Consider the following 23194-nt stretch of genomic DNA (forward strand, 5'->3'; position numbering starts at 1 on the left):
AACGCGTACGCATGATGAAGGAGCACGCCTTGTCCGGTCGCGAACGTCCCACCGTGGGACGCTTGGCTGTCTATTTCGTCCTGACCGCGGCCTTTACCGGGCTGATCGCGGGCGGCGCGAATGCGGCTGGTGCCTATGACTGGGTCTATCAGGACCTCGACCGGCCCGCCTGGCTGCTCCCCGGCGGCCTCCTGACCATGTTCTGGGTCGCCAAGACAATGCTGCTCGCCTTCGCCCTGTGGAGCGTCGAGCGCTTCGGCCGCGAAGGCTGGCGCTGGCTCGGCGCGGCCGGCGTGCTCGGCACGATCGTCTGCGGCCTTGCCTGGACGATTGTTTTCTTCTTCATGCGCGACCTGTCGCTTGGCCTGCTGGCCGTTCTCGCTTCCTGGGTGACGACCGTCTTCGCAGCCTGGGCCGTCGGACGCGCCAGCGTCGGCGCCGGGGCCTTCCTGTGGCTGCCCCTGATCTTCCAGAGCTATGCCCTCGCCGCCAGCTTCGAACTGATGCGGCTGAATACGGGGCTCTAGAAGCGTTCGCAGAAAAAGTGGGGACCGGTTTTTCGTTTCGCGAACGCGAGCAACAAATTCCTCTCTCTGGATCACCAAAGAAAATGGCCGCACCGGTGAGGGTGCGGCCAGTCTCTCTCGGATAAGAGTGAGACGCCCCTATTGCGTCCCGGGAATCTCACTAATCTTCATATATGACCGATCAACGTCACCAGACTTAACTCACCGTAACGTCACATCCATGAACTCGCCGTAAGGTGATCAGGCGAGGCTCGGTTCCAGGCCCTTGCAGGCCTCGACGAGGCCCTTCACGGAATCGACCGAGCTGTCGAACATGGTTTGTTCGTCGGCATTGAGCGAAATCTCGACGACCTTCTCCACACCGCCCGCGCCGATCACCACCGGAACGCCGACATAGAGGTCGTCGACGCCGAACTGGCCGGTCAGGTGCGCCGCGCAGGGCAGGATGCGCTTCTTGTCGTTGAGATAGGACTTCGCCATCGCGATGGCGCTTTCCGCCGGGGCGTAATAGGCCGAGCCATTGCCCAGGAGACCGACGATCTCGCCGCCGCCCTTGCGGGTGCGGTCGACGATGGCGTCCATCTTCTCGTTCGAGGACCAGCCCATTTCCACCATGTCCGGCACCGGGATGCCCGCAACCGTGGAATAGCGCAGCAGCGGCACCATCGTGTCGCCATGCCCGCCCATCACGAAGGCCGTCACGTCTTCGACGGACACGCCGAATTCCTCGGCCAGGAACCAGCGGAAACGTGCACTGTCGAGCACGCCCGCCATGCCGACGACCTTGTTGTGCGGCAGGCCGGAGAATTCACGCAGCGCCCAGACCATCGCGTCGAGCGGGTTGGTGATGCAGATCACGAAAGCGTCCGGCGCGTGCTGCTTGATGCCCTCGCCCACGGCCTTCATGACTTTGAGGTTGATGCCCAGGAGGTCGTCGCGGCTCATGCCCGGCTTGCGCGGCACGCCGGCGGTCACGATGCAGACATCGGCGCCCGCGATGGCGGCGTAGTCGGACGCGCCCTTGAGGTTGGAGTCCTTGCCGAACACCGGGCTGGCTTCGGCGATGTCCAGCGCCTTGCCCTTGGCGGTGCCTTCGGCGATGTCGAACAGGACGACGTCGCCCATCTCCTCGCGCGCGGCGACGTGGGCGAGCGTGCCCCCGATCATGCCGGAACCGATAAGGGCGATCTTCTTGCGGGCCATGGGCGCGTCTCCTTCGCAAATGCGGAAAAACTTGCGCGCCGGTTTAGCGCCGCGCCGGACTTGCGGCAAGGCGGGTTGCTAGCGGTAGAGCGGATCAAACGCCGCAGGCTGGCGGACCAGCTTCGGCGTTTCACCCGCGAAACGCCGGAAATCCCGCGTCATATGCGCCTGATCGGCATAGCCGGCGTCGGCGGCAACATCGCTCAGACGCCCCGCCCCGGCCTTGATCGCATCCCTTGCCCGGTGAAAGCGGACGAGCCGCAGATACATCGCCGCCGTCAGCCCGGCCACGCGTTCGAACCGCCGGTCCAGCGTCCGCACCGTGATTCCCGCAGCGTCCGCCGCAGCGTCAAGAGAAGCCAGCGCACCCGATTCCATTCTGGCAATGGCGGCTTGAACCGTCCCGGCGGCGTCTGGAAGCGGCAGGGGTGTCAGCTTCGCCTCGGCCTGTGCGGCGAAATCATCGAACGTGTCTGCAGTCAGCTCAAGGCCGAGCTCGGCGAGGCCGACAAGCCGGTCCCGCCACTCCGCCGGCCGCGCGGTGAAGGCCCCGACGGCCCAGGGGCGCAGCCGGACCGCGAACACCTCCATGTCGGCGTCCTGCTCGATCCGCAGGACCCGGGTCAGCGGACCGTAGAGAAAGGCGTCCGGCTGGCGCGTGGAGGAACCATCTGCCCGGTGTTCGATGGGCACCGCGCCACGGTGCACGATGATCTCGCAGCACCCGTCCGGCGCGATCACCTGCGATCCGCGCGCGCCGGACCGCAAATGCCAGACACCTTCGGCAATCGCGGAAAACGCCCCCGAAGCCGGGCGGAAATCATAATGCGCTTCACTCATCACCAGATATCCCGAGCCCTGTCCGGATTGTTCAAGACCGGATCAGAAAAGCCGGTCTAGCCTGCGGGCACAACACGAACGGAGCTTTCCATGCGCGTCACCCTTGCGGCCCTCGCCCTCGCCACGACCCTGACAGCCCCAGCGCTCGCCGGCGAATTCGACTTCATGACCGGTCACTGGACGTCCGGGCCCGGCCCGCAGGTCACCGAGGAGATCTGGACCGACGGCCATGGTGGCCTCTTCCTCGGCGTCAATCGCACCCTCGTCGATGGCGAGGCTCGCGCCTTCGAATATCTCCGCATCGTGTGGAATGACGCCGGTGAAGGCGAATACTGCGCCCAGCCGAATGGCGGACCGGCGACCTGTTTCCGCCTCGTCGAGACCGGTGACAGCCATGCCGTGTTCGAAAACGAAGAGCACGACTTCCCGCAGCGCATCCGCTACACACGCGAAAGCGACACGATGACCGCCACCATCTCAGACATGAGCGGTGAACAGAGCTTCAGCTTCGTCTGGACCCGCGTGATCGACTAGCCGGTGAACTTCCGCTTCGCCGGCGGCTTTTTCAGATCGGCACGCATCGCCACGGCAAAGGCCTTGCGCGCCCATACCGTGAATTCGTCCGGCTCGTCATAAAGCCGCTCCGGCACCAGCCGGTAGCCGGTCATCGCCTTGTAGGGGTCGGTGGAATAGACAAAGGGGCCGCAGCCTTCCGCGTCGAAATCGGCGAACGTCGTTTCATCGGCTTTGAAATAGAGCGTGTCGTCCGCGACGATCGCGAAATTCAGCCCCTGATGGAACACGCCCGCCCCGCCGAACATCTTGCGGAAACGCACCCCGCCCATCGGCTCGAACAGCTCGCTGAGGAAGTCCTGATAGTCCGGGCTGAGGCTCATCCCCGTCCCTCCAGCACCATGCGGAAGGAGACGAAGACGCCGAACAGGCCGACACCTCCGACCACAAGGCAGAATAGCGTGACGAACCAGGCGGCATAGTCGAAGAAGCCCATCGTCGCGGGATAGAGGGCATCGTCCGTGACCCTGACATTCATCACGGTGCCCGGCGCATAGTCCGCCTCGACAGCGTCAACCTCGCGCGGCAGGCGGGAGGCGAGATCGTCGGCGATCAGCCGCCGTCCCGTCGCGAAACCGCCGTCCTCCACCGGCTCCATCCAGACCAGCACATTCACGAATGGGCTGGTGCCAACCGCCTCGGTCTCGATCCGCGCCACGACTGCGTCGGCGCGCGGCGCGAACTGGGTCCGGGCCGGCGGATCGCCGAAACTCCAGAAATTCGCCGCGACGAACCACGGGATCGCGGTGAACATCAGCGCGGCGAAACCGAGGATCAGGGCTGGACGCACCCCCCTTATCGCTTCATCGCGATGAGCAGGCCGTCGCCGATCGCGGTGAAGACCTGATCGACCCGGTCGTCGTCGCGCACGCGTTTGGCCAGCGCCCGCAGCGCCTCGGTGTCGGCGTCATGCTTGGCCGGGTCGGCGACGCTGCCGCCCCAGAGAACATTGTCAAAGAGGATGATCCCGCCCGGACGCAGCAGGGTCAGCGCGGCGGCGTAATAGTCGCCATAGCCGGTCTTGTCGGCATCGACGAACATGAAGTCGACACTCTCGGCCAGCCCTTCGGCGGCCAGTTCGGCCAGCGTCTTCCGGGCATCGCCGAGGATGGGCTGGATCACGTCGTCGACATCGCCCTCGGCCCAGTATTTCTCGGCCAGCGCGATCAGGTCGTGGTCTTTCTCGAGCGCATAGACGCGGGCCTGTTCGCCGTACTTTCCCTTCATCGCCATCGCGACGGACATCGCGGAATAGCCGGTGAAGACACCGACCTCGACCGCGATCTTCGCGCCGGTCAGCCCGGCGAGGAAGGCCATGAACGCGCCCTGCTCCGGGCTGATCTGCATGCGCGCATCGCCGCGCGTCGCCGTCTCCGCGCGGCAGCGCTTCAGCGCCGGATGCTCTTCCGGGTTCATCGTCCGCAGATAGTCGGTCAGTGTCTCGTTCAGTCCGATGGATCGCGACATCAGTCCTCGCCCTCCGCTTCCAGTTTCGCTTCATGCGCCGCGGCCAGGTAGTCCTCCGACCGCATCTCGATCAGGCGCGACGAGGTGCGCTCGAACTCGAACGACCCGTCGCCCGCGGGATAAAGCGCGTCCGGCTCGGCCGCCGCGCTCATCACCAGCTTGGTTTTCGCCTCGTAGAGCGCATCGATCAATGTGACGAAACGCTTCGCCTCATTCCGTTTGTCCGGCGAGAGTTGCGGCACGCCGTCGATCAGCACGGTGTGGAAGCGCGCCGCGACGGCGAGATAGTCCGCCGCGCCCAGCGGCCGGGCGCACAATTCCGGAAAGGTGAAGCGCGCCACGCCCGCCGCCTCGCGCGGCACCGGAACCGCCCGGCCCTGAACCGTCAGCGTGCACGATTGCGGCTCCGCGCCGGAGGTCAGCCGGTCCCAGGCCGCGTCCATCGCGTCCGGGTCGGGCGGCGAATAATAGACCGGCGCAGCCGTCAGCTGCCGCAGGCGGTGGTCTGCCCCGCCATCGATCTCCAGCACCTGAAGCCGCTCTTTCAGCATCGCGATGAAAGGCAGGAAGAGCTGGCGGTTGAGACCATTCGTATAAAGATCGTCCGGTTCCCGGTTCGACGTCGCGACCACGACAATCCCGCGTTCGAACAGCTGCTCGAACAGCCGCCCGAGGATCATCGCATCGGCGATGTCGGTGACCTGGAACTCGTCGAAGCAGAGAAGCCGCGCCCTGTCCGCAATCGCCTTGGCGACCGGCGGGATCGGATCGTCGCCCGCCCCGCGGACATGCTCGGGCCGCTTGCGGCGCTCGGAAGCGTCCAGCTTGCGCCAGGCCCCGATGCGGGCGTGCACGTCCTGCATGAATTCGTGGAAGTGGACCCGCCGCTTCGGGCTGACCGGAGCATGCGCGCAGAACAGGTCCATCAGCATGGATTTGCCGCGCCCGACCCCGCCCCAGAGATAGAGGCCTTTCGGCGCCGGCTCGGCCCTGCGGAACAATCCGCCCTCGGGCCGCCAGTTCGCGAGGCGGTCGTGCAGCGCGGTCAGGGCCTTGGCGGCTTCTTCCTGCCCGGCATCATGGGCAAGCGTTCCGGCCTCGACGCGGGCCTGCCAGCGGTCGAGCGGTGTCGTCACCCCGCCACGCCCGGCATCATGACCAGGGCCAGCGCCGTGCCGGTCAGGACCAGCGTGATGACGACGGCGGCAATCAGGAAGGCGGGGCGTTGAATCTCGCGCATGTCCGCGTCATGCCAGCGGTGTGCGCCGGAAGCAAGTGACCCCACCCTGACCCTCCCCTGGAAGGGGAGGGAAAACGTTGTGCGATCCCTCCCTCCCCCAGTGGGGGAGGGTTGGGGTGGGGGGAGAAAATCAGATTGAAATACGCTCCAGCCCCGCGCGCATCTCCGCCGGCAGCGGAACAGGCCGGCGGGTCTGCCGGTCGACATAGACATGGGTGAAGCGGCCCTCGGCCGCCGCGCTGTCCGCCCCCTCCGCATAGAGCCCGATCTCGTAGGTCACGGAGGAATTGCCGATCCGTGCCACACGCACCCCGGCCTCAACGGTTTCGGGATAGGCCAGCGCGGCGAAATACTGACAGCCCGTCTCCACGACGAGCCCGATCACCGCGCCGCCATGGATGTCGAGCCCGGCCTCGGTGATCAGATAGCGGTTTACCGCCGTATCGAAGAGCGCGTAATGGACGACATTGTTCATGTGTCCGTAGACGTCATTATCGTTCCAGCGGGTCGCGATCCGGTCCCACCAGCGATAGTCGCCGCGCGTGCGCTGCGGTCCGCTCACAGGATTTCCTCATACATCGCGACGATATCGTCATAGCCCATCTCGCGCGGGTTGTTGGGCAGGAGGCGATCGTTCGCCGCCACATCCTCGGCCATGCGCGGCACGTCATTATGGCTGATGCCGAGCTGGCTCAATCGCCGCTCGATCCCGACCGCCTCGGCGATCCGTTCCATCTCGTCGATCAGCGCGGCGGAGGAGGGTTTAAGACCGATATGACCGGCAATCTCCGAATACTGAGCTTCTGCCACCGGCGCGTTGAAACGCAGGACGGGCGGCAGCACGACCGAATTCGACAGCCCGTGCGGCACGTGGAAAATCCCGCCCAGCGGATAGGCCATCGCATGCACCCCGCCGACCGGAGAATTGGAGAAGGCCTGACCGGCCAGCATCGCACCGAGCAGCATGTCGCCGCGCGCCGCCATGTCATTCCCGTCAGCGCAGGCGCGCTCGATCGCGCCCTGCAGAAGCTTCATCGCGGTCAGCGCCAGCGCGTCCGACACCGGATTTTTCGAGCGTTTGTTCGTATACGCCTCGATGGCGTGGACCATGGCGTCGATGCCCGTCGCCGCGGTCGCATGCCTGGGAAGGCCGCGCGTCAGTTCGGGGTCCAGCAGCGCCATCTGACCGTAGAGCGCGCCCGAGGCGATGCCCCGTTTCGAGGTCGCGCCGGTCGTGATCACGGCGACGCTGGTTACCTCGCTGCCCGTCCCGGCCGTGGTCGGCACCAGGATCAGCGGCAGACCGGTCACACGGACCTTGTCGACACCGTACATCTCCGACAGGGGCTGATCCCCGGTGGCCAGCAGCGCGACGATCTTGGCCGTGTCCATCGGACTGCCGCCGCCAAAGCCCAGCACGGCCTCCGCGCCGAACGCCTTCGCGCGTGCCGAGGCCTCGAGCACCATGGCTTCGGGCGGATCGGCGACCACGTCGTCATAGGTTTCAAGCGTGAAGCCCGCCGCCTCGAGCGCGGCGAGCGGCGCGTCGATCAGCCCGGCGGCGCGCACCCCCTTGTCGGTGACGACAAAGAGACGGCGCGCGGATTTCAGGACCGGGGCGGCCTTTTCGGCCAGCTGCCGGCTGGTCCCTTCACCGAAGACGATGTGCGGGACGGTGCGGAATTCGAAAGCGGACATGCCCGGAACGCTAGTGCGGGCGGGGGGAAAGGAAAAGAGGGTATGGCGCGTCGTTCCACAATTTGACGCTCCCCGGTTTCGCGCAGCGAAGACCGGGGTCCGGACTGGATCCCGGATCGCCCCTCCGGGCGTCCGGGAGACGTCAACATTGGTAGGGAGATTCCTTACTGCATCGTCGGGATGACGAAGGCCTGGTCGCCGATATCGCCGCTCGGCCAGCGCTGGGTCACCGTCTTGATCTTGGTGAAGAAGCGGATGCCCTCGGTGCCGTACTGGTTGGTGTCGGTGAAGGCCGAGCGCTTCCAGCCGCCGAAGGTGTGATAGGCGACCGGCACCGGGATCGGCACATTGATGCCGACCATGCCGACATTCACCTTCGCGGCGAACTCGCGTGCGGCGAGGCCGTTGCGGGTGAAGATGGCGACGCCATTGCCATACTGGTGCTGGCTCGGCAGGGCGGCGGCCTCTTCGAGATCATTGGCGCGCACGACCTGAAGCACGGGGCCGAAAATCTCTTCCTCGTAGGACTTCATGCCCGGCTTCACATGGTCGAAGATCGTCGGGCCGATGAAGAAGCCCTTCTCGTGGCCCTGCAGCGTGAATCCGCGCCCGTCGAGCTTCAGTTCCGCGCCCTCGTCGACGCCCATCTGGATATACTCCTCGATGCGCTTCTTGTGCGCGGCGGAGACCACCGGGCCGTAGTGCGCGTCGGGATCGGTCGAAACGCCGAGATTGAGGCCCTGCGCGGCTTCCATCATGCGTTCGACAAACTCGTCCGCCGTCTTCTTTCCGACCGGCACGGCAACGGGCAGCGCCATGCAGCGCTCTCCGGCCGAGCCGAAGGCCGCGCCGACAATGTCCTTCACCACCTGGTCCATGTCGGCGTCGGGCATGATGATGCCGTGGTTCTTCGCCCCGCCCATCGCCTGGAAACGCTTGCCCTGCTCGGTACAGGTGCGCGCGATATAGTGGGCGATATCGGACGAGCCGACGAAGCTGACCGCCCGGATTTCCGGGTGGTGCAGGAGGGCGTCGACCGCCTCCTTGTCGCCGTGGACGACCTGCATCACGCCGTCGGGCAGACCCGCTTCCTTCCACAGTTCGGCGAGGCGAACCGGCACTGACGGGTCCTTTTCCGACGGCTTCAGGACCAGCGCATTGCCGGTCGCAATTGACATGCCCATGAACCACATCGGGATCATGGCCGGGAAGTTGAACGGCGAAATGCCGGCGACCACGCCGAGCGGCTGGCGCATCGAATAGACGTCGATGCCCGTACCCGCGCTCTCGGTGTATTCGCCCTTCATCAGGTGCGGCACGCCGCAGGCGAACTCGATCACTTCCAGGCCGCGGATCACGTCGCCCTTGGCGTCGGCGATCACCTTGCCGTGCTCGGAGGAGAGGAGCTCGGCGAGCGAGTCCATCTCCGCCTCGACCAGGTCCTTGAACTTGAAGAGGACGCGCGCGCGGCGCTGCGGGTTCATCGCAGCCCATTCGCGCTGCGCCTCGGCGGCCTTGGCGACGGCCTGCCCGACTTCGCCGGCGTCGGCGAACTGGACGCGGGCCTGAACCTCGCCGGTCGACGGGTTGTAGACATCGCCCCAGCGCCCGGTAGACCCCGCGACGCTCTTGCCGCCGATGAAGTGGTGAATCTCGCGCATGCCGCTCTCCGATGGATGGCTGAACTGTTGGCGCTCATATCGCGCCGCGCGGGTCCGAGGTCAAATGCGCGGGTGAGATCGGCTTACCGGGGCCGTCCATTCTCATAGTGAAAGTGGCGTTGGTGCTGCGATGTGAATTTCCCGATGCGCCGTGGGTTCGTCTCAAACTTTTCGGCCGCTTCGAACCAACCGGCATCGACCGCAAAATCATATGTCAGCGCTCCGATGGGATACTCGGTCAGAACACCGGTTAGCGAGCGTGCGTGGATTGCTGATTCCGCGTCTGAATGGCTCGAAAACACACCACAGGGAAATGTCGCGCCTTCCGCGATGAACACCCATACAAATCCGCTTTTGTCGGACATCTTGGCCCCTCTGACGCCTCCCGGACGGCGAAGCCGGTCCGGGATCCAGTCTGGACCCCGGTCTTCGCTCACGCGAAACCGGGGAGCGTCACACTAAACGTCATTCCGGCGAAAGCCGGAATCCAGAGCGTCGGCGAGACTGGATCCCGGCGTCCGCCGGGATGACGGTCACCCCACCCCCGCCAACTCCCGCACCACAGCCCAGCCCTCTGCGACATGGCGCCATTCGGTGTGTGTCTGGCCGATCACGAAGCGGATCACGGTGCGGCCATTGGCCCGCGTCTTCGTCAGATAGGTGCGCCCGTCGTCATTGATGCGCGCGACGAGGGCTTCATTCGCGCGGTCGATCTCCGCCGGATCGGAGACGCCCTGCGGCAGAAAGCGGAAACCGAGCAGGGCCAGACGCGGCCCGGAAACAAGTTCGAAATCGGGATCAGCCGCGATCATCCCCGCCAGCTTGCCGGTGAAGGCGATGTGGCTGCTGATCTTCTGCCTGAGCCCTTCCGCGCCATAGCTCCTGAGGACGAACCACAGTTTCAGCGCCCGGAAGCGCCGCCCCAGCGGCACGGTCAGGTCACGGTAGTCCGGGCTTTCGCCTGTCGGCACGGATTCCAGATAGGCCGGGGTCAGCGACAGGGCGCGCGCCAGCGTCTTCGGGTCTTTCAGATAGAGGACCGAACAGTCGAAATTCGTGAACAGCCATTTGTGCGGGTTGAAGACGAAGCTGTCGGCGTGTTCGAGCCCCACGGCCAGCGCTCGCACCTCCGGCAGGATCAGCGCACTGCCCGCCCACGCCCCGTCGACATGGAGATGGATGCCCTCCGTCCGCGCGATCGCGGCGATGGGTTTGATCGGATCGATCGAGCCCAGCCCGGTCGCGCCGAAACTGGCGACGATGCAGGCCGGGACGATCCCCGCCTCCCGGTCCCGGGCGATGGCGGCTTTCAATGCATCCGGGTCCATCGCGAAGTCGGCATCGACCGCGATCTTGCGCACATTCGCCCGCCCCAGCCCGGCGATGCGCGCACCCTTCTCCACCGAGGAGTGGGCTTCGCTCGACGTATAGACGGCCAGCCGCGGCCCGCCGGCCAGCCCTTCATCGGAGAAGCGCCCGCCGGTCGCGCGCTCGCACCCCGCGATGATGGCGCACAGTGTCGCCGTCGAGGCCGAATCCTGGATCGAACCCATCCAGCCGCCCGGCAGACCGAGCAAATCCCTGAGCCAGACCGTCATCCGGTCTTCCAGCTCGGCGGCTGACGGCGACGTCTCCCACAGCATGCATTGCGCCGCCATGGCGGCGGTCAGCATTTCCGCCAGCACGCTCGGCGGCGAGGCATTGGCATTGAAATAGGCGAAGAAGCGCGGGTGCTGCCAGTGGGTCATGCCCGGCAGGATGATGTCCTGAAAGTCCCGGAAGATCGTCTCGAACGCCTCACCCGTCTCCGGACAGGCTTCCGGCAATTGTTTCAGAATGTCGCCGGGCTTCGCGTCCGAGCGGACGCGCCGCGTCTCGATCGTTTCCAGATACTCCGCCATCCAGTCGGAAACGGTGTGCGCGTGCTCGCGGAAGTCTTCGGGTTTCATATCACTTCGTTCCGGCCGCGTTGCATGAGATCGAGAACTGCATCCCGGATCGCCCAGCCATGATTTAACTCGCCAATTTCGCGCGTGGCACACTCGAAGCAGAAGACTGGCTGGTGAAGGAAGACAAGCGTCGGGCTGAAGTGGAGCAGTTTGTCGTCGCTTGAGAGTTGCGCGGGCAACAATCGTTTGGCGTCCGCAAAAAGAACGGATCGACCATTAGAAGGCTTGAATGCGCCAAATTCGAACAAGCTCCATGACGGACGATCGGCGTTTGTCAGCCAGTACGACCCCAAGTATTCACCGAGGCCTTGTGGTACCGAGTCACACATTTCATCGATTCGAAAATAGTGACTGGTGTTACGGCGCAACCGAAGGGCTATGGATTCAAGCGTTCTCAAACGTGGTCTCCTTGCCTCATTTCATAGCGCTGTCCGCTCGAAACTCACAACGTCATTCCGGCGAAAGCCGGAATCCAGAACACCCGAAATTCTGGATCCCGACGTCCGTCGGGATGACGTTTTCCCTTCTCCCCTTGTTGAAGGGGAGAAGGTGCCCGTCAGGGCGGATGAGGGGTTCTGCTCCTTAGTCAGACGAGGGAGTCTGCCCCCTCACCCGGCGCTTGCCCCGCCTTCGCGGGGCCAGGCGCGCCACCCTCTCCCTCAAATGGGGGGCGAGGGGAAGAAGCAGCGAAGGTTGACGCTTCCCCCCAAACTTCAGCAATCACCGCCGGACAGACGCGTTTCCCCGCGTTACACTCCTGCCGAACCGTTCCGGCGCAAAGGTTGTCCGATGATCCGTATTGTCCCGCTTCTGGCACTCTTTCTCTCCCTCGCTGCCTGTGCCGGAAGCAATCGGCCGGAATACATGCGCGCCGGAACGGGCGGCGAAATGGCCTATGCCCGCGCCGAACGCGCCCAGCGCAACGGCGATGTCGCCACGGCGCTTGCGGCCTATCGATGTTCGGCCGCCTTCGGGCGCGGCTATGAGGTCGCCTGGCATGATCTCGGCGTGCTGGCGCTCGACACCGCCGAGGCACCCGGAACCGCTGCGGCCGAGGCCGAGGCCTTCCGCGCCGAAGGCTTCGAAGCGCTTGAAATCGCGGCCAATACCGGCTGGGCCGCCAGCCAGGCCGAGCTGGCCATCCGCCATCACCGCATGGGAAACACCGCCGAGGCGGCGCGCTGGTCGGCGATCTACCGCACCAACAACCGCGATCAGGCCCTTGGCCTGACCCGCCTGCCGCAGACCACGAGCGACGCCATCGCCGCCAATGCCAGCGACGCCGAACGCGCCGCCGCGGTCGAGGCCGCCGCCGACTTTTTCCCCCGCCCGCTCGACACCGCACAGGCCGGTCCGGAATGCCGCGATCTGACCTCGCCGATGCGCCGCGAACGGGAGATCAATCTTCAGGACGTGATCCAGCCCGGCGTCGGTACCAGCCGCCCGACCGGTCAGTAGCCCGCAAACACGAACCGCTCCTGCCGGATGACAGGAGCGGTTGCAATCCCCTTCGGTAAAGGCCTGCCGTCAGGCTGCGGCGAGCGCCGCCGTCTTGCGGAAGACGGCGACCTTGCCGGAGATCACCTCGTCCAGCCGCCAGCCAAGATCGGCATGCAGCGCGTCATAGAGCTTGCCGCCTTCGACCGTATCCGCCCCGTCAAGCAACAGGATACCGCCGGTCTTCAGGCGCTGCGCGGCGTGGCGGAAATGCGCGGCGAGCGCGGCGAAGCCCGGTGTCGGCGCGAGATAGACCGCATCGACCTTGCCCGCGTTTTCCGACGCCGCGACGCTGGCGAAGACGCGCAGCCGTTCGGCGGAAATCCCTTCGGCCTGGCACAGGTTTTCCACCGCCTCGGCATTTACCGCCTGGGCGATGAGGAAATGGAAGGCCCCGCGATCGAGGAAGGTCATGGCCGCGCGGTCATTCGCCCCGATCTGCAACACCTTGTCGCCCGGCCGAACTGCATCGCCGAGGAAGTCGGCCAGCGCCGCATCGAACGGGCCGTGGCGGCGCTTCACATTGCGCTGGAACCGCTTCAGCGGTGCCGTCAGCCGGTCGAAGAGCGAAGGAGTGTGTACCGCGTCGAGAACTGCCATCGTCGTCCCAATCGTGAACAGGTCGTTAATGCCTGATCCTTCCGTCGCAACCGCGATGCCAAGTGGTAGGATTTCGTTAACGATTGAGGCCTTGCGCCCGGCGCGGCGGCGCGCAATGTGAGGCCGTGAACGACTATCGCTATCCCGTCCCGCGCGACCCCGGTGACCAGCACATCGTCGATGTGCTGATCGAGGAACGCGCCCCGCGCCTGATGCAACGGCCGCGCGTCTGGCGGGCGGTCAAGTCACTCGCCTATCCCGCGCTCGGCTATCGCCGCGCCCGCGCCATGGCCGACGAGATCGCGAACCTCCGCGGCGTCGAGACGCTCGACTGGGCGATCGACTTTCTCGAACTGGCGATCGAGCCGACCGGTGTCGAGGCAGTGCCGGAAAGCGGCGGCTGTGTCGTCATTGCCAACCACCCGGGCGGCATCGCCGACGGCGTCGCCGTCTGGCAGGCGCTCAAGTCGCGCCGCCCTGATCTCTGCTTCTTCGCCAATCGCGACGCGCTGCGGGTCTGCCCCGGCCTCGTCGATGTGGTCCTGCCGGTGGAATGGCGCCAGAACGAACGCCGACGCGACTCCACCCGGGAGACGCTGCGCGCCGCGCTCGAAGCCTTCAATGCCGGGCGCTGCGTGGTGATCTTCCCCTCGGGGCGCATGGCGGAATGGGACTGGTCACGCCGGGGTTTGCGCGAAAAGCCGTGGATGCCGACCGGCGTCAGCTTCGCCCGCCGCTTCGGCGTGCCCATCATCCCGCTGGGGGTGAACCAGCATATGCCCTTCCTCTATTACGCGCTCGCGCAGGTGAATGAGGAGCTGAAGGACATGACGATCTTCCAGGGCTTCATGGACAAGCAGGGCTCGCGCTACCGCCTCAATTTCGGCGAGCCGGTCGACCCGAAAGCCCTGCCCGCCAGCGAGGCGGAAGCGACCGATCACCTGCGCCGGATCTGCGAAGACCTGGCCTGGCGGTGAGACCCCTCACCCTCCCCATCCTCGCTGATGCTTCGGACGGGTCCCCTCCCTCTCCCTGCAGGGAGAGGGAAAGACGTGCGGCCCTGAAAGGGTCGCGCGTCAGGGTGAGGGGGAGTAACTAGGCCGCCTTCCCCTCGACACCCGCCGTCATGCCGTACCAGTCGACCTTGCGGGTCATGAACATGGTCGCGGCCAGCGCGGCGAAGACGAGGCCCGATCCGATCAGCAGGGCGTAGTCCTCGACGAGGACCAGCACGAACTGCACGAGATAGGTCAGTGTCAGACCGGCGAAGGTCACCATGGCGCGGGGCTGCGAACGGAAGATAGTCAGCGCATAACCCGCCGTCAGCGTGATCGTCGCCAGCGCCGCGACGCCATAGGCCGCCCAAACCCCCAGATGTTCCGACATCGCCAGCAGGAGCAGGTAGAACACCACCTGCGCCAGCCCGATCAGCCCGTATTGCGCGGCATGGACCGGGCGTTCGCCATTGGCCTCGATCAGGAAGAACATGAGCAAGGTGAAGGCGAGGAAGAGCAGCGCGTATTTCAGCGAGCGCGAGACCTGCGCATACCCGTCCGCCGGGGTCACCAGATTGACCGCGAACAGCGCCGTGCTCGCCTGGTTCAGCGTATAGCCGCGCCCTTCGACCCAGGCCGCAGGCACGCCGCGCGCCAGATAGGGAACGCGCCATCTGGCGGTGAAGCCGTCCGATCCGATCTCGCGCGTGTCGGGCAGGTATTGCCCGTCAAAGCCCGGGTGCGGCCAGTCGCTGGTCATTTCCGCCGTCGTCTCCCGGCCCGAAGCGAGCAGGGCGAACCGCCCGGCCCCGGAAATCTGCAGCGCGCCCTCGAAGTCGAACGCCTCGCCGGGGCGAAGATTGGCGACCGGCGCCGCCATGCCGCGCCAAGCCGCCCCGTCCGGGCCCAGCCGGTCGAAATCCGATTGCGGCTCGAAGCGCAGCGTCCGCCGGCCTGACAAGGTAACGCGGAAATCCTCGCCGATCCCCCTGAGATCACTGACCGCATAGATCATGCGCGCGCCGGACCAGTCGATCGTCCCGCCCTCGGGCAGAACGTCGCCCGCCGCGCCGGTATCGAACCGCCCGCTCATCTGAAGGCCCGCCTCATAGACCGGCACGTCATAGATGGCGCGGTGCAGGATGCGGGTTTCGAGCGCCCCGGTCAGGTGCAGCGTGTCGGGCGACAAGACGATCGTCTCGGTCACCGTGCGCATTTCCCGGCGCGTGCGGCCATTGGCATCGCGCACCTCGATCTCCCGGTCGATCGCATAGGGCAGGACCAGGAAGGGTCCGCGCATTTCCTGCGCCCCGCCATAGGCGGCCCCGACCTCGGCAGAGACCGTCTCGGCGCGGTTGGCCCGCTCCCAGGCGAGCAGGTTGACGAGCGCCAACGGCGCCCCGAGCAGCACGACCAGCGCGCCGACGAGTATGAGTTTGAGCCCCATCGACCGGCTGCGGTCGATGCGTGTCTGACCAGTTTGTACGGAGTGATCCGTCATCCATCCCTCTCCCTTGTCCGTTGGATAACGGTCGGGGATCAGGCGCGCCGGATCGGGAGATCACGGGGCGGGAACGCGGCGATGCGGAGAAAGTTTGCGGCGGAAAGCGGGATTATTCGAAAACGACGCTCCCCGGTTTCGCGTAGCGAAGACCGGGGTCCTGTCTGGATCCCGGAACGGCTTCGCCGTCCGGGAAACGTCATCGGTACTACGCTTCCCGTTCCGCCAGATGCCGCTTGATGCCGGCAATGGCTTCAGCGGGATTGAGATCCTTCGGGCAGACCTGCGCGCAATTCATGATCGTGTGGCAGCGATAGAGCTTGAACGGATCGTTCAGCGCATCGAGCCGGTCGCCGGTCATCTCGTCGCGGCTGTCCTCGATCCAGCGATAGGCCTGCAACAGCGCCGCCGGGCCGAGATACTTGTCACCATTCCACCAGTAGGACGGGCAGGCCGTCGAACAGCAGGCGCACAGGATGCACTCATAGAGCCCGTCGAGCTTGGTGCGGTCCTCTTCGGACTGCTTCCATTCCTTTTCCGGCGCCGGCGTCTCGGTCTGGAGATAGGGCTGCACATAGGCGTGCTGGGCGTAGAAATCGGTCAGGTCCGGCACGAGATCCTTCACCACCGGCTGGTGCGGCAGCGGCGCGATCGTGATCGTGCCGGAGAACTCGTCCATGCCCTTGGTGCACGCGATCGTGTTGCGCCCGCCGATATTCATTGCGCACGACCCGCACACGCCTTCGCGGCAGGAGCGGCGGAAGGTCAGCGTCGGGTCGACCTTGTTCTTGATCCAGATCAGCGCGTCGAGCAGCATCGGCCCGCAATCGCCGGTATCGACCGTGTAATGATCCCAGCGCGGCCCTTCGCCGCTTTCCGGGTCATAGCGGTAGATCTTGAACTCGCGGGTCTTTTCCGCGCCGTCCGGTTTCGGCCAGGTCTTGCCCGTCTTGGGCTGGGATCCCTTCGGAAGCGTCAGCTGAACCATTATTCGTCCTCTGCCTGGTCCTGAATCCACAGAAGCGCGACATCGGAGATGTGACGCATCTGCAGGCGGGCCTCTTCGGCCGTGAATTGCGTGTTTTCCTCACCGCGCAGGGCCGCCGCGATATCGGCCGCGCCGTTGCGCATGCGATTGTCGAACTGCTCCCAGGTCACGCCGCCCTCAAGCGTTGTGACCACCTCCTGCAGCTCGGCGATCCGGGCCTCGACGGTCGTCAGCCCCGCGGCATTGTCGGTCAGTTCCATGAAGTCGGCGAGCGGCGGGTCGAGCTCGGCCATGGCGCGGTAGCCGACGAGATAGAGCGGCAGCACTTCGCGTTCGATATTCGGCGCGGCCCCCGTCGTCCAGCCGACCAGCGCCGTGTCGTCACACGCCATCTCGCCCGACAGCATCTCGATCTCGGTGGCGATCTCTTCCTGCTCTTCGGGGGAAAAGCGCGCCATTTCCCGTCCGGCCTGGAAGTAGAGCACCGCGCCCTGCCAGCGGGCGAGCAGATCGCACTCCACCCCGCGCACCGCGACCGCCTTCACGAAGACGACCGACTGGCGCGCATCGGGCAGGCCGTTGTTCTGCGCCAGCGCCGAAGCGCTGACGGCAAGAGCAAGGGCAAGACCGGCGAGCGCGCGGATCATCAGTAAACCCGTGCCTTCGGCTCGATATACTTGATGTCGTTCGACAGCGTGTAGGTGTGGACCGGGCGCTCGTCGAGCGTGACCTGGCCGCTTTCCGTGTCGAAGAAGGCAAGCGTGTGCTTCATCCAGTTCTCGTCGTCGCGGTCCGGGAAGTCCTCCCGCGCGTGCGCGCCGCGGCTCTCGGTGCGGTTCGCCGCACCGTTCACCGTCACGGCGGCCTGGGCGATGAGGTTGTCGAATTCCAGCGTCTCCACGAGATCGGAATTCCAGATCATCGTGCGGTCGCTGACCGCGATGTCCGGCAGTCCGGCATAGACTTCGGCGATCTTCTTCACGCCCTCGTCCAGAACCTCGCCGGTGCGGAAGACGGCGCAATTGGTCTGCATGGCGTGCTGCATGCGGTCGCGCAGCTGCGCCGTCGGCGTGCCGCCCTTGGCATTGCGGAACTTGTCGAGGCGCGCGATCGAATTGTCGCCCGCGCCCGAGGGCAGCTCCGGCTGGCGCGCGCCGCTTTCCAGGATTTCCGCCGCGCGCAGACCGGCCGCGCGGCCGAACACGACGAGGTCGATCAGGCTGTTGGAACCCAGACGGTTCGCCCCGTGCACCGAGACGCAGGCCGCTTCGCCCACCGCCATCAGGCCCGGCACGACGCAGTCCGGATCGCCATTTTTCTTGGTCAGGACCTCGCCGTGATAATTCGTCGGGATGCCGCCCATATTGTAGTGGACGGTCGGCAGGACCGGGATCGGCTCCTTGGTCACGTCGACGCCCGCGAACACCCGCGCGCTTTCCGAAATGCCCGGCAGGCGGCGGTGGATCACGTCGGGATCGAGGTGGTCGAGATGGAGATAGATGTGGTCGCCCTTCGGCCCCACGCCGCGCCCTTCGCGGATCTCCACCGTCATCGAGCGCGAGACCACGTCGCGGCTGGCAAGGTCCTTCGCGCTCGGCGCATAGCGCTCCATGAAGCGCTCGCCTTCCGAATTGGTCAGATAGCCGCCTTCGCCGCGCACGCCCTCGGTGATCAGCACGCCCGCGCCATAGATGCCGGTCGGGTGGAATTGCACGAATTCCATGTCCTGCAGCGGCAGGCCCGCGCGCAGCACCATGGCATTGCCGTCACCGGTGCAGGTGTGCGCCGAGGTGGCGGAGAAATAGGCGCGGCCATAGCCGCCGGTGGCCAGAATGACGGTCTGCGCCCGGAAGCGGTGCAGCTTGCCGTCTTCGAGATTCCACGCCGTGACGCCGCGGCACGCGCCGTCATCGTCCATGATCAGGTCGAGCGCGAAATACTCGATGAAGAATTCGGTCTGGTGCTTCACGGCCTGGCCGTAAAGCGTGTGCAGGATGGCGTGGCCGGTGCGGTCGGCGGCCGCGCAGGTGCGCTGCACCGGGCCTTCGCCGAAATTGCGCGTCATGCCGCCGAAGGCGCGCTGGTAGATCTTGCCTTCCGGGGTCCGCGAGAAGGGCACGCCCCAGTGTTCCAGCTCGTAGACCGCGTCCGGCGCATGGCGGCAGAGATATTCGATCGCGTCCTGGTCGCCGAGCCAGTCCGACCCCTTCACGGTGTCATACATGTGCCAGCGCCAGTCGTCCTCGCCCATGTTTCCGAGGCTGGCCGAGATGCCGCCCTGCGCCGCCACCGTGTGCGAACGCGTCGGGAAGACCTTGGTCACGCAGGCGGTGCGGAGACCGGCTTGCGCGGCGCCAAGCGCAGCGCGGAGACCGGAACCGCCGGCCCCGACAACCACGACATCATAGGTGTGATCGATCCATTCGTATTTCGACATCGGATACGGTCCTGGAGCGCGCCTAGAGCGCTAAGGTGAGAAGAGCGTAGACCCCGGCAAGCCAGAGCCCGGCGACGAGGAAGGTGTTGGCGATGAGCAGCGCCGCCTTGGTCGTCGTCTTGTGGATGTAGTCTTCGATCACGACCTGGACACCGAGCCGGCCGTGATAAAGTGCCGCACTCATCGTCAGCAGCGTGACAAGCGCGCCGAAGGGCGAACCGAGCCAGGCGCGCGTCGCATCGGCATCGGGTGCACCCGAAAGGGCGAAGCTGATCGCGAAGACCGGCATCAGCACGAAGAGCGCGATGGCGCTGACCCGCTGCTGCAGGAAATGCCCGGTGCCCGAACCGGCCGCGCCGAAACCGCGCACGCGCTTGCGGGGTGTCGTCATCCGGCTCATGCCGCGCCTCCTGTCAGCAGGAAGGCCCAGAAGCCGAGCGTCACCACGATCGCCGCGCCAAGGATGATGATGGAGCGCTGGCTCGACCCTTTCGGATCGAAGCCCTTGCCCGCATCCCAGAACAGGAAGCGCAGCCCGTTGAGCCAGTGGAAGGTCACAGCGAAGGTCAGGAGGATCAGGCCGATGCGCGTCACCCAGGCCATCGCGCCCTCGAACAGGAAGCCGACGGCCCCGTTCGTTCCGGTCGCCAGCATGACCAGCCACACGGTCAGGGCCGCGGTGCCGATATACATCCCGATTCCGGTCGCACGGTGGAGGATGGAGGTGAGCATGGTCGCGTGCCAGCGCCACACCTGAAGGTGCGGCGAGAGCGGACGCGGATCGGTGGTCTCCGACGCCATCGCTTCGTCCCTTTCGCGGTCGGGACCGGTAGCCGCCCCCCAAAGGCTGTCCCCACAGAGGCAGATCGGGGGCAAATCACCGGTCGAAACTTGGTGCGCCGGAGAATAGACCTCGAACGGCAAGGGTCAACGCAGCCGCAGCATTGCTGTGCAGATCACACGCGGTCCGGCTTGCTTCCGACTGGCAAGTCGCCGCGAACGGGCTAGGTTGGAGAGGCATTCGCCTCTGGAGGGAATACGCCATGTCCCAGACCGCCGTCGTCACCGGCGCCTCGACCGGGATCGGTCACGCCACCACGAAAGTCCTGACCGAAAAGGGCTTTCACGTCTTTGCCGGCATCCGGAAGGACGAGGATGCGCAGCGCCTGAAGTCGGAATTCGGCGACCGCGTCACGCCGTTGAAGATGGATGTGACCGAAGCCGCGACGCTGAAGGCCGCCGCCGACCGGGTCCGGGCCGCGCTCGGCCAGTCGACGCTCGACGGTCTCGTCTGCAATGCCGGCATCGCGGTCGCGGGCCCGCTCCTGCACATCGACATCGCCGAAGTCAGCAAGCAGCTCGACATCAACGTTCTGGGCGTGCTGCGCACTGTCCAGGCCTTCGCCCCGTTGCTGGGCGCGGAAGACGGGCGTATCGGCCAGCCGGGCCGCATCGTCATGATGTCCTCGGTTGCGGGCAAGATGGGCATGCCCTTCGTCGGCCCCTACGCCGCGTCGAAGCACGCGCTCGAAGGCCTGACCAAGTCGCTTCGCAAGGAACTCGGCCTCTACGGAATCGGCTGCGTCATCATCGGCCCGGGCGCGGTCGCCACGCCGATCTGGGACAAGGCCGAGGAAATCGATGTCGAACAGTACAGCGATACCGACTACGTCCCGGCGATGAAGCGCGTCATGGCCTGGATGCAGGACCGCGGACCGAAAGGCCTGCCGCCGGAACATATCGGCCGCCGCGTCCACGACGCGCTGACCTCGGACAGCCCGCGCGTGCGTTATGCCGAAGTGCCGCAGCGCCTGATGAACTGGTCCATCCCGCGCTTGCTGCCCGAGAAAGTCGTCGATGCGCAGGTGATGAAACAGATCGGGTTGAGGCCTGAAGATCGCGGCGAAGCCCGGACCGATCGCCAGTCTGACGAGAAACGTTCGGACGGCTGAAACGCGCCTGAAACGCGTCTGAAACGCGTCTGAAACGCGTCTGAAACACGAAGAAGGGCTGACGCCGGCCCATGCCATCGGCTAGCCTCCCCGGCAAAGACGATTTGCCGGGGAGTATTCCATGATCCGTTCCATGCTGGCCGCCCTCGCGGTCCTGACCCTGCCTGCCGCGCCTGTCTGGGCGGACGCCGCCGACGATTTCGCCGAACTGGTTGCCGATTTCGAAGCGCATGAGGCTTCGGGTGATCCCGTCGGCCAGGGACGCGAAGGCGACCGCGCCGCCGCCCGCCGCTGGGCCGATCTCTCGACCGCCAATGTCGAGGCCCGCAACGAGGCTGAGCTGGAATTCCTCGACCGGCTCGAAGCGATCGACCCCGAGGCGCTGCCGGAGAACGACCAGGTCTCCTACGCCGTGCTCGACTATGTTCTGCGCTACCGGGTCGAACTGGCGCCCTTCCACCTCGAGCGCATCCCCTTCACCAATGACAGCGGCTTCTTCACCGGTCCGCTCTACACCGCCGCCTCGACCCGGCTGCGCAGCCGCGCCGACGCCGAGGACTGGATTGCGCGCCTCGAGGCCGTCCCGCTCTTCCTCAATCAGAACCAGGCCTGGATGGAACAGGGGCTGGCGACCGGCTTCGTCCAGCCGCGCAACATCCTTCCCGGCGTGCTCGACCAGATCCGCACCACCGCGCAAACCGCGCCCGAGGAGAGCGACTTCTACGCCCCGTTCGAGAACCTGCCGGCCGGCATGCCCGAGGGCGAGCGCGAAGCGCTGCGCGAACAGGGTCTGGCCGTCATTCGCGACACCGTCCTGCCGGCCTATGGCGAACTCGCCGACTGGTTCGAGAACGAATACATCCCCGGATCGCGCGACAGCCTCGGCATCTCCGAAGTTCCCGATGGCCGCGCCCTCTACCAGACGCTGGTGCGCTACCACACCACGCTCGATACCAGCCCGGAGGAAGTCCATGCCCGCGGGCTGGCCGAGGTCGAGCGCATTCGCGGCGAGATGGACGCCATCATCGAGGAAGTCGGTTTCGAAGGCAGCTTCGCCGAATTCCTGCACTTCCTGCGCACCGATCCGCAATTCTATGCCGAGACCGAAGAAGAGTTGCTGATGCAGGCCGCCTGGATCGCCAAGCGGGCCGACGACCAGATGCCGCGCTTCTTTGGGCGCCTGCCGCGCCTGCCCTATGGCGTACGTCCGGTTCCCGCCTCGATGGCTCCGAACTACACAACGGGGCGTTACTGGCCTGGCGATCTCGAGAACGGGGTGGCGGGCGGCTACATGGTCAACACTTACGATCTGACCCAGCGCCCGCTTTACAACCTGCCGTCACTGACCGTGCACGAGGCGGTGCCGGGCCATCACCACCAGTTCGCCCTGTCGCAGGAAATGGAGGATGTCCCGGAATTCCGCCGCAATCTCTACATCACGGCCTTCGGCGAAGGCTGGGGCCTCTATACCGAGAATCTCGCCATCGACATGGGCCTCTACACCACGCCCTACGAGAATTTCGGCCGCCTGACCTACGAGATGTGGCGCGCCTGCCGCCTCGTCGTCGACACCGGCATCCACTGGTATGGCTGGACGCGGGAAGAGGCCGAGGCCTGCTTCCTCGAAAACTCGGCCCTCGCCCCGCACAATGTCCGCACGGAGGTCAGCCGCTACATCTCCTGGCCCGGTCAGGCCCTCGCCTACAAGACGGGCGAACTTCTGATGCGCGATCTTCGCGCCCGCGCCGAAGAGGCGCTCGGCGAGGGATTCGACATCCGCGCCTTCCATGACGCGATGCTGGAACATGGCGGCGTGCCGCTCGACTTCCTCGACGCGCACATGACCGCGTGGATCGCGGCACAGGGGGAGTAGGGTCGCCCTACGTCATTCCCGCGAAGGCGGGAATCCAGAGCAAGTGCAAATCTGGACCCCCGCCTTCGTGTTTCGTTTCGGACGATTGTTTTGATTCCCCAGCGATCGTTGCTGGGCTAGCCTATGTTGCGTTGAGACGGAGGGCTGGGTGATGCAGGTCCGGCTTCACGCGAATGCGCGCACGACCCCGGCG

The 23194-nt window shown here is 65.8% G+C and carries 26 protein-coding genes; 6 read left to right on the plus strand and 20 right to left on the minus strand.

The window, feature by feature from the left end; genetic code table 11:
• Positions 1-29 precede the first annotated feature (29 nt).
• Positions 30-527 carry a tryptophan-rich sensory protein gene (locus tag L5876_RS10295; protein ID WP_236956259.1) on the plus strand — a complete coding sequence of 166 codons (498 nt, stop codon included), beginning with the start codon at positions 30-32 and terminating at the stop codon, positions 525-527.
• Between the two features lie 240 nt (positions 528-767).
• Here the strand turns inward: L5876_RS10295 and mdh are convergent, their stop codons facing one another.
• Entirely contained in the window at positions 768-1730 is a 963-nt protein-coding gene (gene mdh, locus L5876_RS10300) for a malate dehydrogenase (RefSeq protein WP_236956260.1), read from the minus strand.
• Between the two features lie 78 nt (positions 1731-1808).
• A complete protein-coding gene (locus tag L5876_RS10305) occupies positions 1809-2570 on the minus strand; it encodes a helix-turn-helix domain-containing protein (protein ID WP_236956261.1) in 762 nt (253 codons plus the stop codon).
• A gap of 90 nt (positions 2571-2660) precedes the next feature.
• On the opposite strand from L5876_RS10305, the gene L5876_RS10310 reads away from it, so the two are divergent.
• A complete protein-coding gene (locus L5876_RS10310) occupies positions 2661-3104 on the plus strand; it encodes a DUF6265 family protein (RefSeq protein WP_236956262.1) in 444 nt (147 codons plus the stop codon).
• Here the strand turns inward: L5876_RS10310 and L5876_RS10315 are convergent.
• The 11 genes from L5876_RS10315 to L5876_RS10365 all read right to left on the minus strand — a co-directional run bounded on the left by L5876_RS10315 (position 3101) and on the right by L5876_RS10365 (position 11556).
• Entirely contained in the window at positions 3101-3466 is a 366-nt protein-coding gene (locus tag L5876_RS10315; RefSeq protein WP_236956263.1) for a TfoX/Sxy family protein, read from the minus strand. The genes L5876_RS10310 and L5876_RS10315 overlap by 4 nt on opposite strands.
• Entirely contained in the window at positions 3463-3933 is a 471-nt protein-coding gene (locus tag L5876_RS10320; protein WP_236956265.1) for a hypothetical protein, read from the minus strand. Before L5876_RS10320 ends, L5876_RS10315 begins: the two co-directional genes overlap by 4 nt.
• Before the next feature lie 5 nt (positions 3934-3938).
• Positions 3939-4610, minus strand: a complete 672-nt coding sequence (locus L5876_RS10325; protein WP_236956267.1) for an O-methyltransferase — start codon at positions 4608-4610, stop codon at positions 3939-3941.
• Positions 4610-5746 carry a cell division protein ZapE gene (zapE, locus tag L5876_RS10330; RefSeq protein ID WP_236956268.1) on the minus strand — a complete coding sequence of 379 codons (1137 nt, stop codon included), beginning with the start codon at positions 5744-5746 and terminating at the stop codon, positions 4610-4612. Before zapE ends, L5876_RS10325 begins: the two co-directional genes overlap by 1 nt.
• A complete protein-coding gene (locus tag L5876_RS10335; RefSeq protein ID WP_236956269.1) occupies positions 5743-5895 on the minus strand; it encodes a hypothetical protein in 153 nt (50 codons plus the stop codon). Before L5876_RS10335 ends, zapE begins: the two co-directional genes overlap by 4 nt.
• Positions 5896-5980: 85 nt before the next feature.
• Positions 5981-6412, minus strand: coding sequence for a thioesterase family protein (locus L5876_RS10340; protein ID WP_236956270.1), 432 nt, complete (start codon positions 6410-6412; stop codon positions 5981-5983).
• Positions 6409-7548, minus strand: coding sequence for an iron-containing alcohol dehydrogenase (locus L5876_RS10345; protein WP_236956271.1), 1140 nt, complete (start codon positions 7546-7548; stop codon positions 6409-6411). The genes L5876_RS10340 and L5876_RS10345 overlap by 4 nt, the downstream gene beginning before the upstream one ends.
• Before the next feature lie 164 nt (positions 7549-7712).
• Entirely contained in the window at positions 7713-9209 is a 1497-nt protein-coding gene (locus tag L5876_RS10350; RefSeq protein ID WP_236956272.1) for a CoA-acylating methylmalonate-semialdehyde dehydrogenase, read from the minus strand.
• A gap of 83 nt (positions 9210-9292) precedes the next feature.
• Entirely contained in the window at positions 9293-9574 is a 282-nt protein-coding gene (locus L5876_RS10355) for a hypothetical protein (RefSeq protein WP_236956273.1), read from the minus strand.
• 168 nt (positions 9575-9742) lie between these two features.
• Positions 9743-11158, minus strand: a complete 1416-nt coding sequence (locus L5876_RS10360) for an aminotransferase class V-fold PLP-dependent enzyme (protein ID WP_236956274.1) — start codon at positions 11156-11158, stop codon at positions 9743-9745.
• Positions 11155-11556: a hypothetical protein gene (locus L5876_RS10365; RefSeq protein WP_236956276.1), complete on the minus strand. Its 402-nt coding sequence runs from the start codon at positions 11554-11556 to the stop codon at positions 11155-11157. The genes L5876_RS10360 and L5876_RS10365 overlap by 4 nt, the downstream gene beginning before the upstream one ends.
• Before the next feature lie 391 nt (positions 11557-11947).
• Between L5876_RS10365 and L5876_RS10370 the strand changes: the two genes are divergently transcribed.
• Positions 11948-12616, plus strand: a complete 669-nt coding sequence (locus L5876_RS10370; protein WP_236956278.1) for a hypothetical protein — start codon at positions 11948-11950, stop codon at positions 12614-12616.
• A gap of 69 nt (positions 12617-12685) precedes the next feature.
• On the opposite strand, the gene L5876_RS10375 is transcribed toward L5876_RS10370, so the two are convergent.
• The gene (locus L5876_RS10375) at positions 12686-13255 is read right to left on the minus strand and encodes a hypothetical protein (protein WP_236956279.1); all 570 of its coding nucleotides are present in this window, start codon (positions 13253-13255) and stop codon (positions 12686-12688) included.
• A gap of 125 nt (positions 13256-13380) precedes the next feature.
• Between L5876_RS10375 and L5876_RS10380 the strand changes: the two genes are divergently transcribed.
• Complete coding sequence (locus L5876_RS10380) at positions 13381-14232, plus strand: 1-acyl-sn-glycerol-3-phosphate acyltransferase (protein ID WP_236956281.1); 852 nt, start codon at positions 13381-13383, stop codon at positions 14230-14232.
• Positions 14233-14350: 118 nt separating this feature from the next.
• Here the strand turns inward: L5876_RS10380 and creD are convergent, their stop codons facing one another.
• From creD to sdhC, 6 genes are all read right to left on the minus strand, one after another.
• Positions 14351-15751, minus strand: a complete 1401-nt coding sequence (gene creD, locus L5876_RS10385) for a cell envelope integrity protein CreD (RefSeq protein WP_236956282.1) — start codon at positions 15749-15751, stop codon at positions 14351-14353.
• A 208-nt stretch (positions 15752-15959) separates the two neighbouring features.
• Positions 15960-16739: a succinate dehydrogenase iron-sulfur subunit gene (locus L5876_RS10390; RefSeq protein ID WP_236956284.1), complete on the minus strand. Its 780-nt coding sequence runs from the start codon at positions 16737-16739 to the stop codon at positions 15960-15962.
• Positions 16739-17386 (minus strand): hypothetical protein, encoded by a 648-nt coding sequence (locus L5876_RS10395; protein WP_236956286.1) that lies wholly within the window; start codon positions 17384-17386, stop codon positions 16739-16741. The genes L5876_RS10390 and L5876_RS10395 overlap by 1 nt, the downstream gene beginning before the upstream one ends.
• A complete protein-coding gene (gene sdhA / locus L5876_RS10400; RefSeq protein WP_236956288.1) occupies positions 17386-19176 on the minus strand; it encodes a succinate dehydrogenase flavoprotein subunit in 1791 nt (596 codons plus the stop codon). The genes L5876_RS10395 and sdhA overlap by 1 nt, the downstream gene beginning before the upstream one ends.
• Before the next feature lie 22 nt (positions 19177-19198).
• The gene (gene sdhD / locus L5876_RS10405; protein ID WP_236956289.1) at positions 19199-19576 is read right to left on the minus strand and encodes a succinate dehydrogenase, hydrophobic membrane anchor protein; all 378 of its coding nucleotides are present in this window, start codon (positions 19574-19576) and stop codon (positions 19199-19201) included.
• Positions 19573-19977 carry a succinate dehydrogenase, cytochrome b556 subunit gene (gene sdhC / locus L5876_RS10410; protein ID WP_236956290.1) on the minus strand — a complete coding sequence of 135 codons (405 nt, stop codon included), beginning with the start codon at positions 19975-19977 and terminating at the stop codon, positions 19573-19575. The genes sdhD and sdhC overlap by 4 nt, the downstream gene beginning before the upstream one ends.
• Before the next feature lie 242 nt (positions 19978-20219).
• Here sdhC and L5876_RS10415 point away from each other — a divergent pair, with 242 nt between their 5' ends.
• Both L5876_RS10415 and L5876_RS10420 read left to right on the plus strand, forming a co-directional pair.
• Complete coding sequence (locus tag L5876_RS10415) at positions 20220-21128, plus strand: SDR family oxidoreductase (RefSeq protein ID WP_236956291.1); 909 nt, start codon at positions 20220-20222, stop codon at positions 21126-21128.
• Between the two features lie 121 nt (positions 21129-21249).
• Positions 21250-23001, plus strand: coding sequence for a DUF885 family protein (locus tag L5876_RS10420; protein WP_236956292.1), 1752 nt, complete (start codon positions 21250-21252; stop codon positions 22999-23001).
• Positions 23002-23194 lie beyond the last annotated feature (193 nt).

The organism is Hyphobacterium sp. SN044, from assembly GCF_021864465.1.
Lineage (GTDB): Bacteria > Pseudomonadota > Alphaproteobacteria > Caulobacterales > Maricaulaceae > Hyphobacterium.